General features: G+C 59.3%; 14 protein-coding genes. 8 read left to right on the top strand and 6 right to left on the bottom strand.

The features are described 5' to 3' along the window. Window positions 1–13: 13 nt before the first annotated feature. The gene (locus tag HX801_RS08230) at window positions 14–469 is read right to left on the bottom strand and encodes a DUF721 domain-containing protein (RefSeq protein ID WP_008432358.1); all 456 of its coding nucleotides are present in this window, start codon (window positions 467–469) and stop codon (window positions 14–16) included. Window positions 470–774: 305 nt separating this feature from the next. Here HX801_RS08230 and secA point away from each other — a divergent pair, with 305 nt between their 5' ends. From secA to HX801_RS08215, 3 genes are all read left to right on the top strand, one after another. After that, window positions 775–3,510, top strand: a complete 2,736-nt coding sequence (secA, locus tag HX801_RS08225; RefSeq protein WP_087693541.1) for a preprotein translocase subunit SecA — start codon at window positions 775–777, stop codon at window positions 3,508–3,510. Window positions 3,511–3,632: 122 nt separating this feature from the next. Beyond that, window positions 3,633–4,850, top strand: coding sequence for a bifunctional glutamate N-acetyltransferase/amino-acid acetyltransferase ArgJ (gene argJ / locus HX801_RS08220; RefSeq protein ID WP_003209777.1), 1,218 nt, complete (start codon window positions 3,633–3,635; stop codon window positions 4,848–4,850). 41 nt (window positions 4,851–4,891) lie between these two features. Then, complete coding sequence (locus HX801_RS08215; RefSeq protein ID WP_102369787.1) at window positions 4,892–5,836, top strand: Nudix family hydrolase; 945 nt, start codon at window positions 4,892–4,894, stop codon at window positions 5,834–5,836. A gap of 148 nt (window positions 5,837–5,984) precedes the next feature. Here HX801_RS08215 and HX801_RS08210 read toward each other — a convergent pair whose 3' ends face one another. Genes HX801_RS08210 through HX801_RS08200 form a run of 3 tightly spaced genes read right to left on the bottom strand, consistent with a single transcriptional unit; the run spans window position 5,985 to window position 9,566 of the window. Continuing rightward, window positions 5,985–6,563: a cob(I)yrinic acid a,c-diamide adenosyltransferase gene (locus HX801_RS08210; protein WP_008432363.1), complete on the bottom strand. Its 579-nt coding sequence runs from the start codon at window positions 6,561–6,563 to the stop codon at window positions 5,985–5,987. A 2-nt stretch (window positions 6,564–6,565) separates the two neighbouring features. Then, window positions 6,566–8,602: an ATP-binding protein gene (locus HX801_RS08205; protein WP_003209782.1), complete on the bottom strand. Its 2,037-nt coding sequence runs from the start codon at window positions 8,600–8,602 to the stop codon at window positions 6,566–6,568. A 46-nt stretch (window positions 8,603–8,648) separates the two neighbouring features. Then, window positions 8,649–9,566 carry a putative 2-dehydropantoate 2-reductase gene (locus HX801_RS08200; RefSeq protein ID WP_102605681.1) on the bottom strand — a complete coding sequence of 306 codons (918 nt, stop codon included), beginning with the start codon at window positions 9,564–9,566 and terminating at the stop codon, window positions 8,649–8,651. Window positions 9,567–9,692: 126 nt separating this feature from the next. Here HX801_RS08200 and HX801_RS08195 point away from each other — a divergent pair, with 126 nt between their 5' ends. Together HX801_RS08195 and HX801_RS08190 are read left to right on the top strand one after the other, a co-directional pair. After that, window positions 9,693–10,178, top strand: a complete 486-nt coding sequence (locus tag HX801_RS08195; protein WP_003209785.1) for a YajQ family cyclic di-GMP-binding protein — start codon at window positions 9,693–9,695, stop codon at window positions 10,176–10,178. Between the two features lie 134 nt (window positions 10,179–10,312). Next, the gene (locus HX801_RS08190; protein WP_003209787.1) at window positions 10,313–11,155 is read left to right on the top strand and encodes a mechanosensitive ion channel family protein; all 843 of its coding nucleotides are present in this window, start codon (window positions 10,313–10,315) and stop codon (window positions 11,153–11,155) included. Between the two features lie 191 nt (window positions 11,156–11,346). Here the strand turns inward: HX801_RS08190 and HX801_RS08185 are convergent, their stop codons facing one another. Next, window positions 11,347–12,618 carry an OprD family porin gene (locus HX801_RS08185; RefSeq protein WP_003209790.1) on the bottom strand — a complete coding sequence of 424 codons (1,272 nt, stop codon included), beginning with the start codon at window positions 12,616–12,618 and terminating at the stop codon, window positions 11,347–11,349. 883 nt (window positions 12,619–13,501) lie between these two features. Here HX801_RS08185 and HX801_RS08180 point away from each other — a divergent pair. Both HX801_RS08180 and HX801_RS08175 read left to right on the top strand, forming a co-directional pair. Then, window positions 13,502–13,927 (top strand): HIT domain-containing protein, encoded by a 426-nt coding sequence (locus tag HX801_RS08180; RefSeq protein WP_003209794.1) that lies wholly within the window; start codon window positions 13,502–13,504, stop codon window positions 13,925–13,927. A gap of 3 nt (window positions 13,928–13,930) precedes the next feature. Next, entirely contained in the window at window positions 13,931–14,137 is a 207-nt protein-coding gene (locus HX801_RS08175) for a SlyX family protein (protein WP_003209796.1), read from the top strand. 85 nt (window positions 14,138–14,222) lie between these two features. On the opposite strand, the gene HX801_RS32160 is transcribed toward HX801_RS08175, so the two are convergent. Beyond that, window positions 14,223–14,825: a cold-shock protein gene (locus HX801_RS32160; RefSeq protein ID WP_003209798.1), complete on the bottom strand. Its 603-nt coding sequence runs from the start codon at window positions 14,823–14,825 to the stop codon at window positions 14,223–14,225. Between the two features lie 428 nt (window positions 14,826–15,253). On the opposite strand from HX801_RS32160, the gene HX801_RS08165 reads away from it, so the two are divergent. Then, window positions 15,254–15,727, top strand: a complete 474-nt coding sequence (locus tag HX801_RS08165) for a Dps family protein (RefSeq protein WP_003209800.1) — start codon at window positions 15,254–15,256, stop codon at window positions 15,725–15,727. Window positions 15,728–15,863 lie beyond the last annotated feature (136 nt).

The following is a 15,863-nucleotide window of genomic DNA, read 5'->3' as shown; positions in this document are numbered from 1 at the left end:
ATCTACGCCGGTCTCAGGTTTTGGGTTTGGCGTGAGCGGCCAGCCGCTCCAGCGCAGCGCGTAAGTTCGGATCGGTAATCCCGTCTGCCGTGGCCTGAATGGTTTCGGCGGCGATTTCCGACAAATCCATCGTGTGCCCCACCGCACCTTGCGGCACGGTCGGCGGTTGCACCTTGAACTGGATGCGCGTCAGGCTGGCGAATTCGTCGAAGGCCATCAATTGGCGCTGCAAACGTTTCTGCTGGTAGCGCAGGCGCGTCGCCCAATGGCCGTCGGTGACGATCAGCAGCAGATTGCCCTCGCGCCACGAGGCCACATGGCAGTGTTCGCGAGCGGCGGGCTGCAGTTGGCTTTCTACCAGGCGTTGCAGATGACCAAGGCGTTGCGCATGGCCGAAGATGGCTTTTAAAGGCTTGGCTTCGCGAAGCAACACGGCGGGAGCTCGGGCCGTAAGAGGGCGAAATGCCATGACTAGACACCTTAAGTAACAGAGAGGCCATGGTAGCAGAAAGCGTCTGCGACACCGCCGCCATTGCATTACCGGCAGTTTATCCATTAAATCAACGAGTAACTTATTGCCCGAATGGGTTGAAGTTCAGCAAAAAGCCCTTATTTTAAACAAGCCCTCTGAGAGCGCCGTGCCTGCATCGTGGAATAACGCCACTTTCCTCACCCACGTTTCCGGGTAGAATGCTCGTTCGCATGCGGCCGTGAGGGCTGCTCGGGCGACTCACGGGGCGCCCTCCATCCCTATGTGTGGAAGAACCTGCCGATATGTTTGCGCCTTTGTTAAAGAAACTTTTTGGAAGCAAGAATGAGCGCGAAGTCAAACGCATGCTCAAGACGGTGCAGCTGGTCAATGCCTTCGAAGAGCAGATGGTTGCCCTTTCGGACGAGCAATTGCGCGCCAAGACCGAAGAGTTCAAGGCCCGCATAGCCAAAGGTGAAACCCTCGACAAGCTGCTTCCCGAAGCCTTTGCGGTCGCCCGCGAAGCCGGTAAGCGTGTCATGGGCATGCGCCACTTCGACGTCCAGTTGATCGGCGGCATGACCTTGCATGAAGGCATGATTGCCGAAATGCGTACCGGTGAAGGCAAGACCCTGGTAGCTACCCTGGGCGTTTACCTCAACGCATTGTCCGGCAAGGGCGTGCACGTTGTGACGGTGAACGACTACCTCGCCCGCCGGGATGCCAACTGGATGCGTCCGCTGTACGAATTCCTCGGCCTGACGGTCGGCGTTGTCACGCCGTTCCAGCCGCCGGAGGAGAAGCGCGCCGCCTACGCTGCCGACATCACCTACGGTACCAACAACGAATTCGGTTTCGACTACCTGCGCGACAACATGGCGTTCAGCATGGAAGAAAAATTCCAGCGCGAACTCAATTTTGCCGTGATCGACGAAGTCGACTCCATCCTGATCGACGAAGCCCGTACCCCGCTGATCATTTCCGGCCAGGCCGAGGACAGCTCGCGCCTGTACACCGAAATCAACAAGCTGATCCCGCGCCTTGAGCAACACATCGAGGAAGTGGAAGGCGTGGTGACCAAAGAAGGTCACTTCACCATCGACGAGAAGACCCGCCAGGTCGAACTCAACGAAGCCGGTCACCAGTTCGTCGAAGACATGCTGACCCAGATCGGCCTGCTGGCCGAAGGCGAGAGCCTGTACTCGGCGCACAACCTGGGCCTGTTGACCCACGTGTATGCCGGCCTGCGCGCCCACAAGCTGTTCCATCGCAACGTTGAATACATCGTGCAGGACGGCCAGGTCGTACTGGTCGACGAACACACCGGTCGTACCATGCCGGGTCGCCGTTTGTCGGAAGGCCTGCACCAGGCGATCGAAGCCAAGGAAGTCCTGAACATCCAGGCTGAAAGCCAGACCCTGGCCTCGACCACCTTCCAGAACTACTTCCGTCTGTACAACAAACTGTCCGGCATGACCGGTACAGCCGACACCGAAGCGTTCGAATTCCACCAGATCTACGGTCTGTCGGTGATGGTTATCCCGCCGAACAAGCCGCTGGCGCGTAAAGACTTCAACGACCTGGTGTTCCTGACCGCCGACGAGAAATACGCTGCAATCGTCGCCGACATCAAGGAATGCATGGCCCAGGGCCGTCCAGTGCTGGTGGGTACTGCCACCATCGAAACTTCCGAGCACATGTCCAGCTTGCTGGCCAAGGAAGGCATCGAGCACAAGGTCCTCAACGCCAAGTTCCACGAAAAAGAAGCCGAGATCATTGCCCAGGCCGGTCGCCCGGGCGCACTGACCATCGCCACCAACATGGCCGGTCGTGGTACCGACATCCTGTTGGGCGGTAACTGGGAAGTGGAAGTTGCGTCCCTGGACAACCCGACCCCTGAGCAGATCGCGCAGATCAAGGCCGACTGGCAGAAGCGCCACCAGCAAGTGCTGGAGTCCGGCGGCTTGCAGGTGATCGCGTCCGAGCGTCACGAATCGCGCCGTATCGACAACCAGTTGCGTGGTCGTGCCGGTCGTCAGGGTGACGCCGGTTCCAGCCGTTTCTACCTGTCCCTGGAAGACAGCCTGATGCGCATCTTCGCCTCGGATCGGGTGAAGAACTTCATGAAAGCCCTGGGCATGCAGTCCGGTGAGGCGATTGAACACCGCATGGTGACCAACGCCATCGAGAAGGCCCAGCGCAAGGTAGAAGGCCGTAACTTCGACATTCGTAAGCAACTGCTCGAGTTCGATGACGTCAACAACGAACAGCGTAAAGTGATTTATCACATGCGTAACAGTTTGTTGGCCGCCACCAACATCGGCGAGACCATTGCCGATTTCCGCCAGGACGTGCTCAACGCCACCGTCAGCGCCCATATCCCGCCACAGTCCCTGCCTGAGCAGTGGGATGTTGCCGGCCTGGAAGCTGCGTTGAAGAGCGACTTCGGTGTCGACTTGCCGGTCCAGCAATGGCTCGACGAAGACGACCACCTGTACGAAGAAACCCTGCGCGAGAAGCTCATGACCGAGCTGCTGGCCGCGTACAACGAGAAAGAAGAGCAGGCGAGTGCCGAAGCACTGCGCACCTTCGAGAAGCAAATCGTACTGCGTGTGCTGGACGACCTGTGGAAAGACCACCTGTCGACCATGGACCACCTGCGTCACGGCATCCACTTGCGTGGCTACGCCCAGAAGAACCCGAAGCAGGAGTACAAGCGCGAGTCGTTCACGCTGTTCTCCGAACTGCTGGATTCGATCAAGCGCGATTCGATTCGTGTGCTGTCCCACGTTCAGGTGCGTCGCGAAGACCCGATCGAGGAAGAAGCCCGCCTGCGTCAGGAAGCCGAGGCACTGGCTGCGCGCATGCAGTTCCAGCACGACGAAGCGCCTGGTCTTGAGGCTCCGGAAGTATTGGGCGAAGAGGTCGATGTGGCCCTGGCCCAGGCCCCGGTGCGCAACGAACAGAAGCTGGGCCGCAACGAACTGTGCTGGTGCGGTTCGGGCAAGAAGTTCAAACACTGCCACGGCGAAATCAACTAAGATTTTCGCCTGACGCTGCAACACCCCCGCGCCGCGACCGGCATCAGCCGTCGCGGCGTTTTGCCATTTCGTCACCGTCGATAGCGACGGGGTACACACCCAATATTTTTAGGAGCGCATTCATGGCTGTTGGTCTTGGTCCTTTGCCCACGTTGCACCCGGTTGCCGGTTTTGAACTCGGTATCGCTTCGGCGGGCATCAAGCGCCCGGGGCGCAAGGATGTGGTGGTGATGCGCTGTGCCGAAGGCTCGACCGTCGCGGGTGTGTTCACCCTGAACGCGTTTTGCGCCGCGCCCGTGATTCTGGCCAAGCAGCGTGTCGAAGGCCCGGTGCGTTACCTGTTGACCAACACCGGTAATGCCAACGCCGGGACCGGCGAGCCTGGCCTGGCCGCCGCTGCCCGCACCTGCGCCAAGCTGGCGGAGCTGACCGGCGTAGACGCCAGCCAGGTGCTGCCGTACTCCACCGGTGTGATCGGTGAGCCGCTGCCGGTAGAGAAAATCGAAGGCGCGCTGCAAGCAGCGCTGGATGACCTGTCGGTGGATAACTGGGCGGCTGCGGCTACCGGGATCATGACCACCGATACTCTGCCAAAAGGCGCCAGCCGTCAGTTTGTGCACGAAGGCGTGACCGTTACCGTCACGGGCATCAGCAAAGGCGCCGGCATGATTCGCCCGAACATGGCGACCATGCTGGGCTATATCGCCACCGACGCCAAAGTCTCCCGTGACGTGCTGCAAAACCTGATGCTCGACGGCGCCAACAAGTCCTTCAACCGCATCACCATCGACGGCGACACCTCGACCAACGATTGCTGCATGTTGATCGCCACCGGCCAGGCTGACCTGCCGGAAATCACCTCGTCCAACGGCGCGTATTTCGCCGCGTTGAAGCAGGCGGTGTTCGAAGTGTGCATGGACGTGGCCCAGGCCATCGTGCGCGACGGCGAAGGCGCCACCAAGTTTGTGACGGTTGAAGTCAACGGCGGCGGTAACCACCAGGAATGCCTGGATGTCGGTTACACCGTGGCTCACTCGCCGCTGATCAAGACCGCGCTGTTTGCCTCCGACCCGAACTGGGGCCGTATCCTGGCCGCTGTGGGCCGTGCCGGCGTGCCGAACCTGGACGTGAGCAAGATCGACGTGTTCCTCGGCGAAGTGTGCATCGCCAGCCGTGGCGCCCGGGCCGAGACGTACACCGAAGCCCAGGGTTCGGCGGTGATGCAGCAGGAAGAAATCACCATCCGTATCGAATTGGGTCGCGGTGAGTGCAGCGAAACCATCTGGACCACTGACCTGTCCCACGAGTACGTGAAGATCAACGCGGAATACCGCACCTGATACCAGGCAGGTCTTCAAACCGATTCAGAGGAAATAGTGCGGTGAAACGAGTTCATGTAGCAGCAGCGGTCATCCGGGGTGTCGACGGCAGGATTCTGCTGGCGCGCCGCGCCGATACCCAGCATCAGGGCGGCCTCTGGGAGTTTCCCGGTGGCAAGGTGGAGGCCGATGAGTCGGTCGCTACCGCGCTGTCCCGTGAATTGCAGGAGGAGCTGGGCATCCAGGTCACGGCGGCTCGCCCGTTGATCAAGGTGCAGCATGATTACCCGGACAAACAGGTGTTGCTGGATGTCTGGGAAGTCTCGGCCTTTACCGGCGAGCCCCACGGTGCCGAAGGCCAACCCCTTGAGTGGGTGGCCCAGCGGGACCTGCCGAACTATGAGTTTCCGGCAGCCAATGCGCCGATCGTTGCGGCGGCGCGTTTACCGGCTGACTACTTGATCACTCCGGGCGAGCTGGAGACACCCGTCCTGCTGCGCGGTATTCAAAAAGCCATCGCTGGTGGCATCAAACTGGTTCAGCTGCGTGCCCCCAACGGTTACGACCCCAAGTACCGTGACCTGGCGGTGGACGCCGTGGGCCTGTGTGCGGGCAAGGCGCAACTGATGCTCAAGGGGCCGTTTGAATGGCTGGGGGATTTTCCCGCGGCCGGCTGGCATATGACCTCGGCGCAACTGCGCAAGTACGCCAGCAAGGGACGTCCTTTGCCGAAGGATCGCTGGTTGGCGGCGTCTTGCCACAATGCTGAGGAATTAGCCTTGGCGGAGTTGATGGACGTGGATTTCGTCACCTTGTCGCCGGTGCAGCCGACCCAGACTCATCCTGATGCCGAGCCGTTGGGCTGGGAGCAGGCACAGCAGTTGATCAGTGGGTTCAGCAAGCCGGTGTTCTTGCTCGGTGGGGTGGGTCCTGCTGAGCGGGAAAAGGCCTGGGAGGCTGGTGCTCAAGGTGTGGCGGGGATTCGGGCGTTCTGGCCTGAGGTTTAGGCATAACCCTGGCGAGTGGCCAGGGGAGCTGTCGTGGCGAGGGAGCTTGCTCCCGCTGGAGTGCGCAGCGCTCCCAATATTTTGGGTCTGCTACGCAGCCCAGCGGGAGCAAGCTCCCTCGCCACAGGTTGCAATCGGTCAGTAAGCGTCAGTGCGGCTTTGCCGCCGCCTGCCACAAGATCTCTGCAACGCCCTGGCGCTTGGCAATCACCCTGGCTGCCACAAAGAGCAAGTCCGACAGCCGGTTGATGTACGCCAACCCGACGCCTTCCAGCGGTTCCTCTGCATTCAGGTGCTGACACCGGCGCTCTGCACTGCGAGCCAGGCTTCGGCATACATGGGCCTGGGCAATCAACGCCGAACCACCCGGCAGAATGAAGTTCTCCAGCGGCCCGACCTCTTCATTCCAGCGATCGATCGCCGCCTCAAGGCGGTCGACTTCCGCCGCGTTCAGCGCCTTGTACACCGGCATCGCCAATTCGCCGCCCAGGTCAAACAGACGATGCTGGCAAGGTGTCAGCACCTCGATCACATCCTTCAACGCTGGATGCTGCCCGCTTTGTTCCTCCAATCCCGCCAGCAACAAACCCAACTGGCTGTTCAGCGCATCCACCTCGCCAATCGCCTCCACCCGTGGATGGTCCTTGGGCACGCGGCGGCCGTCGCCCAGGCCGGTTTCGCCCTTGTCGCCGGTACGGGTGTAAATTTTCGACAGGCGAAAGCCCATGGTTAGCGCTCCAGTTGAGTGAGTTCGTTGGGTGGCAATTGGCTGCCCGCCAGGGGCAGGCGCAAGGTGAAGCAGGTACCCTGGCCAAGGGTCGAATGCACTTCCATCTGCCCCTTGTGATTGTTGGTGATGATGAAATACGAAACCGACAACCCAAGCCCGGTGCCCTGGCCGATTTCCTTGGTGGTGAAGAACGGCTCAAACGTGCGTTTGCGCACGTTCTCGCTCATACCGATGCCGTTGTCTTCCACCTGGATTTCTGCCCACGGCGGGTTGAGCCGGGTGCGCAGGATGATCCGGCCGGGCTCGCTGCCGTCTTCGCGCTGATGAATCGCCTGGGCGGCGTTTTTCAGCAGGTTGAGCAGTACTTGCTCCAGTTCGTTGGCGGTGCCGGGTACCGGGCCCAGTTGCGGGTCGAACTGGCGGATGATCGCCTGGCCCTTGAAGTCGAAGCCGACGGTGAGGTCGAAGTCGTTGCCGGCAATTTCCACGGCCTGGTCGATCAAGGCCGGCAAGTCGCACGGCGCCATCTGCCGGTTGCTGCGGCGGCTGAAGCTGAGCATATGAGTGACGATTTTCGCCGCCCGGGCGCCAGCCTGCTGGATGCCGTCGAGCAACTGTGGCACTTCGCGGCTTTGCAGGTAGCGGTTGACCGAGTCCAGGTCGATGCCCGCCTGTTCGGCGTGCTCGAGGTTTTTCGGCAGTTCGTTGGACAACCGGCGGCGAATGTTCTGCACGTTATGCAGGATCGCTCCCAGCGGGTTGTTGATTTCGTGCGCCATGCCGGCGGCCAGGCCACCGACCGAGAGCATTTTCTCTGACTGCACCATCATTTCTTCCAGGGACAAGCGCTGGGTGATGTCGTCGATCCGGATCACCACGCCGCGCCCGGCGCCGCCCATCAACGGGTAGAAGGTCAGGGCGTAGTGCTTGGGTTCGTCATCCTTGACCCAGGTAACGCGCTCGATCCGCTCCACGGTGTGTTGCTCGACCGTGGCCTTGATCTGCGGCAGGAACGGCTTGAGCGGCTGGAAGGCGAGGAAGATCGGCTGGTTCAGTGCCTCGTCCAGGCGGGTCCCGGAAAGTGCGCTGGCTTCCTGGTTCCATTGGGTGACGTAGAGCTGTTCGTCGAGGGCGATCAGCGCCGAGGGCATCGAGTCGATGATGCTGTTGAGGTAGTTCTGGAAGCCGGTGAGCTTTTTCTCGATCTTGCTGCGCACCTGCACTTCCAGTTCCAGCTTGCGGTTGGTGTGGCGGGTTTCTTCCGCCAGGCCCTGGGCTTGATCGTAGGCGGCCTGGGAATCGTCCCGCGCGCGCTTGAGTTGCTGCTCACGGGCTTCAATGCGCGAAAGCATGGTGTTGAAAGCTTCGGCGAGGCTGCCGATTTCATCATGGTTGCCGCGACCGGCGCGCAGGGCGTAGTTCTCTTCCCGGGTGACCTGGCGCGACAATTCTTCCAGTTCATGGATCGGCCGGGTAATCAGGCGCTTGATCTGCCGGGCGATCACCAGCCACAGCAGCACGCTGAAGATCAGGATACCCAGGCTGGCGGTGAAGGTCCCGGTATAGAAAGCCACCGGCAGTTCGCTGCTGGCCACCAGCAGCAAGTGCCCGGACGGTTTGCCGGCACGGGGCAGGGTGATCACCTGGTTGCTGCGAAATTCGGTGGTACGCCAGGTTTCAATGTCCCGGAAATTATCTGGCAGGTGCAGGCGATTGGCATGTTGCAGCTGGGCCAGGCGCGTGCCATCTCCGTCGTATAAGGCCGCGGCCCGCAATGGCGAGTAGCTGGTCAGTTCATCCAGCAGGGTTTGCGCCTTGAGCGGTGAGTCCAGGGACTCGGCGGCGAGCGACGGGTTGGACACCAGCCGACCGATGGCCTGCAAGGCCTGGGGCGCCATGCTTTCCTGGGAGATCCAGTAGGCGGCGCTGATAAAGGTCAGGTTGGCCACCAGCAAGACGGTGGTCAACAAAACCAGCAGGGCCGCCAGCAGTTTTTGCCCAACCGGTAGATTTTCGAGACGCTGGCGCAGTGGCATCAAGGTTTTCGCTGCAAAGGAACAAGCAGGCAGGGTAGCGCGTGCTTCAGTCGCTGGGCAATCCGCGTGCAGACAGTTGCCGTACCAGGCGCGCCTGGAGTTGTTGCAGGTGCGGCAAGCTCAGTTGGTGGCGGGCGGCCGCCTGGCAGGCATAGCCCAGCAAATAGCTGATTTCGGTGCGTCGGGCACTGGCCACGTCCTGGTACATCGAGGAGTAATTGGCCGCCGTGGCCTGGATTACCCGTTCCACTTCGCTGTGCAAATCTTCTGCGGCAGCGGGTTGGCCGCAGCATTCCAGCAGGTCGGCGAGTTCGGCGCACAGGGTGGCCACTTCGCACTGATGGGCTTGCAGCTCGCCATTGCGACATTGGTAAAGCACGGTCAGCGGGTTGATGGCGCAGTTCAGGGCCAGTTTGCGCCACAGGCGGGTGAGGATGTCGGTGCTCCACTCATGGGGAATGCCGGCGGCTTGCAGGTCATCCAGCCACAGCGGCGGAGTAGGGTGCCGAGCATCCCCCAGCCAGGTGTAGCCATGGCCGGCAAACACTACTCGCCAGTCACTCTCGCGAAACGCGCCTTCGGTGCTGGAGGCGAAGATGCAGCGTGCCTGGGGCAGTTGGGCGGCGACTGCGTCCTGGCTGCCCAGCCCGTTTTGCAACAGGATCAGTTCGGCGTCCGGCACCAGTCGATGTTCCAGCTGTGCGACGGCTTCCTGGGCGTCGTAGGCCTTGCATGCCACCAGCAGGCGATGAATTGGCCCAGGGCTGTCGGAGGTTTCGCCGACGACCGGGTAGGTGTGAGCCAGGCCTTGCTCGACCAGGGTCAGGCCATTGGCCGTCTGATAACTCGCCAACCGCCCGTGATCCCGCAGGATCAGGCGCACGGGCAGCCCGGCGCGGGCCAGGCGGGCGGCCCACAGTGTTCCAAGGCTGCCGGCGCCGAGGACGTGCCAGGTGGTCGACATCAGTTTTTACTCCGTAAGGCTGCCCGCAGTGAACGAGGCGAAAGAACCGCTATAATGCCCGGGCATTTTAGCCCGGGCGTGCTCCATCTCTACTGAGCCGCGCCCCTTTTTTATTGGAGAAATTACATGCCGTCGTTCGACGTGGTATCCGAACTGGACAAACATGAAGTCACCAACGCCGTCGAGAACGCCGTCAAGGAGCTGGATCGCCGCTATGACTTGAAGGGCAAGGGCAGCTTCGAGTTCAAGGAAAAAGAGCTGACCGTCAACCTGACCGCGGAAGCCGACTTCCAGCTGGAAGCGATGATTGAGATCCTCAAGCTGTCTCTGGTCAAGCGCAAGATCGACGCGCAATGCCTCGAAATCAAGGATGCCTATGCGTCCGGCAAGCTGATGAAGCAGGAAGCCGTGCTCAAGGAAGGCATCGACAAGGAGCTGGCGAAGAAAATCGTTGCTCACGTCAAGGACGCCAAGCTCAAGGTCCAGGCCGCCATCCAGGGCGAGCAGGTGCGTATCACCGGCAAGAAGCGTGACGATTTGCAGGAGGCCATTGCTGCCCTGCGCGCCAAGACCTTCGACATGCCGCTGCAGTTCAATAACTTCCGCGACTGAGTGGACCCCTCGGGAACCTGTGGACGTTTTTGACGTCCCACGCCCAGAACCTGCAGAAACGATTGAGCCCTTCGGGGCTCATTTGTTATGTGGGGATTGATAAGGCCGCACATCCGGCAAACAGGAGAATGTAGATGGACTTGAACGCTGAAGTGGATCACTTGATCAAGACCTCGGAGTCGTGGTTACCGATGATCATGGAATACGGCAGCCGATTTTTGCTGGCCGTGGTCACCCTGGCCATCGGTTGGTGGCTGATCAACGTCTTGACCCACCGGGTAGGGCGTTTGCTGGCGTTGCGTAATGCTGACCTGGCGCTGCAACACTTCATTACCAGCCTTGCGAACATTGCGCTCAAGGTCATGCTGGTGGTCAACGTGGCCTCGATGATCGGCGTCGCAACCACCTCGTTCGTTGCCGCGATCGGCGCCGCCACCCTGGCCATCGGCCTGGCCTTGCAAGGCAGCCTGGCGAACTTCGCCGGCGGCGTGCTGATTCTGTTGTTCCGTCCGTTCCGCATCGGTGACTGGATCGAAGCCCAGGGCACTTCCGGTACCGTCGACAGCATCCAGATCTTCCACACCGTGTTGCGCACCGGCGACAACAAGACGGTGATCATCCCGAACGGCAGCCTGTCCAACGGCCTCATCACCAACACCAACCGTCAGCCGACCCGCAAGGTGGTGTTTGACGTGGGGGTCGACTATGAAGCCGACCTGCAGAAAGCACGTGAAGTGCTGCTGGAACTGGCCAAGGATCCACGTGTATTGGCTGATCCTGCGCCGGCAGCGGTAGTTTCGACCTTGGGCGACAGTTCGATCACGGTATCCCTGCGAGTCTGGACCAAGACTTCGGATTACTGGGATGTGATGTTCATGTTCAATGAACTGGCACGTGACCGTTTGAAAGCGGCGGGGATTGATATTCCGTTTCCACAACGGGTTATTCGCGTCATGCAGGAAAGTGCTGGGAAGTAATAGTGTGACTGGATGATTAAACCTGGCCGATGTGTCAGGTTTGTTACGCAGGATTAAACTAGATAGTTAGCTTGCTAGTTATCCGGTTGTTGAGATTAAGTTGCAATAAAAAAGCCGCTCACTTGCGAACAAGTGAGCGGCTTTTTAGTTAGGGCCGAAACCCTAAGTCATCGTTGTAATCAAACTGCCAATTACAAGATGTTCAGCGGGTATTGCGCGATCAGACGCAGTTCGTCGATGGACGCCGAACCGTAGTACACACCATCGCTGGAGCGATAAGTGGCTTGACGCACGCGCAGGCTCAGGTCTTTTGCCGGGCCGCTCTGGATCACGTACTTGGCTTCGATGTCACGTTCCCATTCTTTGCCGTTCGAGGTGTCGGCGGTGTTGGCGCCGGTACCTTTGACGTAGCGAGTCATGAAGCTCAGGCCTGGTACGCCGAAAGTCGCCATGTTCAGGTCGTAGCGAGCCTGGAACGACTTCTCGTCTTCAGCGTTGAAGTCGGAACGAGCGATGGAGTTGGCAAGGAAGATCGTGCCGCCGCCGTCTACGCCGTAGCCGTAGTCACCGTCGCCGCTGACCTTCTGGTAGGCCAGGGTAAAGGTGTGAGCCTGGATGGTGTACGCGCCTTGCAAGCTGTAGGCACGGTTGTCCAGTTTGGTGGTGCCGTCTTTCTCAGCCCGTTGCAGGCCAGCGCCATCACTTTTGGTGCTGTAGATGTTGAAGTCGACCGCCAGGGACTGCTCATTGCTGAGCGCATGGGTCCAGTTCAGGTTGGCGTAGGTTTTCTTCCAGTAGTCTTCGGTCTTCGCGTAGTAGAGGCTGGCGCTGACTTCTGGAGTCAGGGCGTAGACACCACCGATGAAGTCGGTTTTTGTCAGGCCCAGGCTGTCGCGGTAGGTCTGGGCTTGTGCCACGCTCGAAGTGAAGTGACCGCCTTCAAGTTTCAGGCCTTTGATCTCGTTGCTGGTCAGCGAGATACCCTGTGGCAATTCAGGCAGCAGACGGCTGTCATCGGAAGCGAATACAGGCGCGGTGGTGTACTGGTCGCCGATTTTCAGGACCGTATCGGAGATACGGAACTTAACTGCGCCGCCGCCCTTGGAGTAATCATCCTGAGCGCGACCGTCGGAGCCAGTTGGAAACAGGCCAGTGCCGGAACGACCCTTGCCGCTGTCCAGTTTGACGCCCAACAGACCGATGACGTCGACACCCACACCGATGGTGCCTTGGGTGAAGCCCGACTGGTACAGGCCGTTGAAGCCCAGACCGGTTTCGTCGACGCGGCTCTTGCCGGTGTCATTGTTACGGAAGTCGCGGCTAAAGTTCAGGAGGCGAGTGTTGATGCTGAAAGTGCTGTCTTCAACAAAGCCCTTGGAATCGTCCTGGGAGGACGCCATTGCGAACTGCGAGGTGCCTGCTGAAACAGCCAGGGCGATCATGCTCCACTTCATCACGCGCATCGTGATTTGCTCCTTTGGTTTTAGGAAGAGTACTGCCGTCCCACCTATATTTTTGTCTGGGCGGCTCTTTCTTTTTTGTGTCGGCGCAAAGTTATATCACGCAGACATTATTGACGATACTTGCACATCTATCCTTTCAGCTTCTTTACGGGCCTGTCGTAAATTGCTAGCTCCATGTCGCAAATTCACAGTCCACTTGTAACCGGACTGACAACTTCAATGCTGTTTTAAAACCTTGGAAGCGGGGTGGAAAAGTCACCCCTGAAAGTTTCAACTCATCCCTGCCAGGCATTGAACCGCTGTTATTTTCCGTCGCGAAACACCTGCTTCCCGCCGGTGCCGTTGTCGACGATATGGGTGTGAATGCAACAAGCGTGCACAAACCGGTAACCGAATGTGATTTTTTCGTGAAAAGTGTCAACGGCCTGTAAAAACCGCATAAGCACGGGCTTTTTACGCCGTTTGGTTTGGCCTTGACGCGCCTGCCGCACTCCGGTTCGGTGGCGCATAAAACCTGTACCAGAGCAAAACGTTACCGGTTCACCCCGTTCGGTGGGTAGTTGGCGGATCCCTTTGAAGCACAAATGGGTCATTTTGGTGCAGTGCTTCACTGACTGCGTTTCTGCTCCCGTTCAGCCTTCGCCTTTTGAAAGCCGTCTGGCTCAAGGTCTTGAAGCATGTTCCGCGTCCCGACTTTGACCAGAATTGGATACATTGGTCATTTAGCGTAGCTGAAATATTGGCCTGTCTCGAAATGGTGCGCTTTTTTTCGTGGCGTCCTGTTTGGGCGCGTATTCGGCCACGCGCATTCGCCGTGAAGCGACTGGCATTCGCAGGTATGCTGGGCGCCTGAAACCTGACCCGCCGAACGGGAGTGACTGCTGTGTTCGCCTTAGATCCACGTCTTCAACAAGACACCTTGCCTATCGGGGATTTCCCCCTGTGTCGGCTGCTGCTTTCCAATGACTCGAATTACCCCTGGTTCATCCTGGTGCCGCGCATCGACGGTATCAGCGAAGTGTTTCAACTGGATGTCGCCGACCAGCAGCGGGTGTGGCAGGAAAGCACGGCACTGGCACAGTGGCTGAACGAAGGGTTCGGCGCCGACAAAATGAATATCGGTGCCTTGGGTAATGTGGTCAGCCAACTGCACGTGCATGTGATCGTACGCAAGCGCGACGACGCGGCCTGGCCTGCGCCGGTCTGGGGCAAGCACCCGGCGAAGCCTTACAGTGACGAGCAAGTGGTGGCAATTCGTGCGCGCCTGCGCGAGATCCTGCCGGCCGACTTCACGTTCCTGGAGGCTTGAGCCATGGATCTTCAAGCCCGCGTGACCGACCTGGAAAGCCGCCTGGCCTTTCAGGACGACACCATCGAGACCCTGAATGACATCCTGGTCACCCAGCAGCGTGCCGTGGAACGCCTGCAGTTGCAGATGACTGCGTTGCTCAAGCGCCAGGAAGAAATGGGCGGCCAGTTCGAGTCGTCCGAGGAAGAGGCGCCGCCGCCTCATTATTAATAAGGCGGGGGTTGAACCCCCGGGCATAAAAAAACCGCGATGCAGCCAGGCTGCATCGCGGTTTCTTTTTTTCGGGGTGCTGGAATCAGCGACGCGGCAATGCGGCGATCACATCTTCAGCTTGCAGCCCCTTGTCACGGTTCATGACGGAGAACTCCACGCGCTGGCCTTCCACCAGTACGCGATGGCCTTCGCCGCGAATCGCCCGGAAGTGGACGAAGATATCGTCGCCCGAATCCCGGGAAATAAAGCCGAAGCCCTTGGAGGTGTTGAACCACTTGACGGTCCCGGTATCCCGGTTGGTCATGTCGTAGCTTTGCGACGCAGCGGCCGGGGAGGAGCGGTAAAAACTGATGGCCAGATGAAGAACGATGGCGACCAGTGCTATTGCCAGGCTGAGCAGGACGGCCGGGTGGCCACCCACTTCAGGCATAGGCGCCAGCAGGGTGAGGGTTTGCACGACAACAGCCAGGACCAGCAGGGCGCTGACCAGGTTTTGCAGTTGATGACGCGGGCCTTTGTTCCAGTAAGGAATGACTGGAGCCAGTGTCAGGTTAAGAAGACCAAAGAAGGTCAGGTAGAGAGCGTCAGGTTGCTGCAGGTAAGGCAGGGTCTCTGATCGCAGGCTGGGGATAAAGGACAGCAGCAAAGCTGCAGCGCCCGTTAGCAGGTGGACGATTTTCAACATTTTGATTAACTCACGTTAAGACGGATCACAAGGAAGAGCTGACGGGCACGGTTCGCTTCTGAACAATGGGAGGCGTTGGGCACGTGCACGGGTATCAGCCTATGCCGCTTGCCGCGAAAAATATCGGCGGCGACACGCTGCCTATTTAACAGCAAAGCCTGTGCCTACTCAAATCAAGCATTTCAGGCTGTTACAAGGGGCACGGCATTTCTGCGTCAAACACTTGTCCTAGACAGGTGCAGGCTTTTTCGCAGGTGCTGGGTAATTTTTCCGGTAGCTGTTGAAGTCTTGCCTGTCGGGCAAGCCCGCTCTGCAAGGGGCGATTTGCCGCACCTCGAAAGGGTCAGCCAGGCTGCGCACGGCCGGCACTCTTGCTAGAGTGGTCCTGCACCTGATCAATGAATTTTTATCAATTGAAGGGGAAACACATGGCAATCGATATTGGTATCAGTGAAGAAGACCGTAAATCAATCGTTGATGGACTTTCGCGACTGCTTTCCGATACCTATGTACTTTACCTGAAGACCCACAACTTCCATTGGAACGTAACGGGGCCCATGTTTCGTACACTGCACTTGATGTTTGAAGAGCAGTACAACGAACTGGCGCTGGCGGTGGATTCAATCGCAGAGCGTATTCGTGCCCTGGGCTTTCCCGCACCGGGTGCCTACTCGGTGTATGCGCGACTTTCTTCGATCAAGGAAGAAGAAGGTGTGCCGAGCGCTGAAGACATGATCAAGCAACTGGTCGAAGGCCAGGAAGCGGTGACTCGCACAGCCCGGGGTATCTTCCCGTTGTTGGATAAAGTCAGTGATGAACCGACGGCGGACTTGCTGACCCAGCGTATGCAAGTGCATGAAAAGACCGCATGGATGTTGCGTTCCCTGCTCGAAAACAAGTAACACCGGTGGCGGGCGGGCGTCGAGCTGACGCCCCTCGCATGCCTGCTTCCCGGCGATTTCCGTGATTCCGCGAGCTTCCTGATACGCGCGTTGGCTTGTCCTACGGTGATCGGCTCCCTGTCTTCTGGCTGCACTT

It is taken from the genome of Pseudomonas sp. G1002, assembly GCF_013385455.1.
In the GTDB taxonomy this organism is placed as follows: Bacteria; Pseudomonadota; Gammaproteobacteria; order Pseudomonadales; family Pseudomonadaceae; genus Aquipseudomonas.
This window is presented reverse-complemented; position numbering and strand designations above follow the sequence as displayed.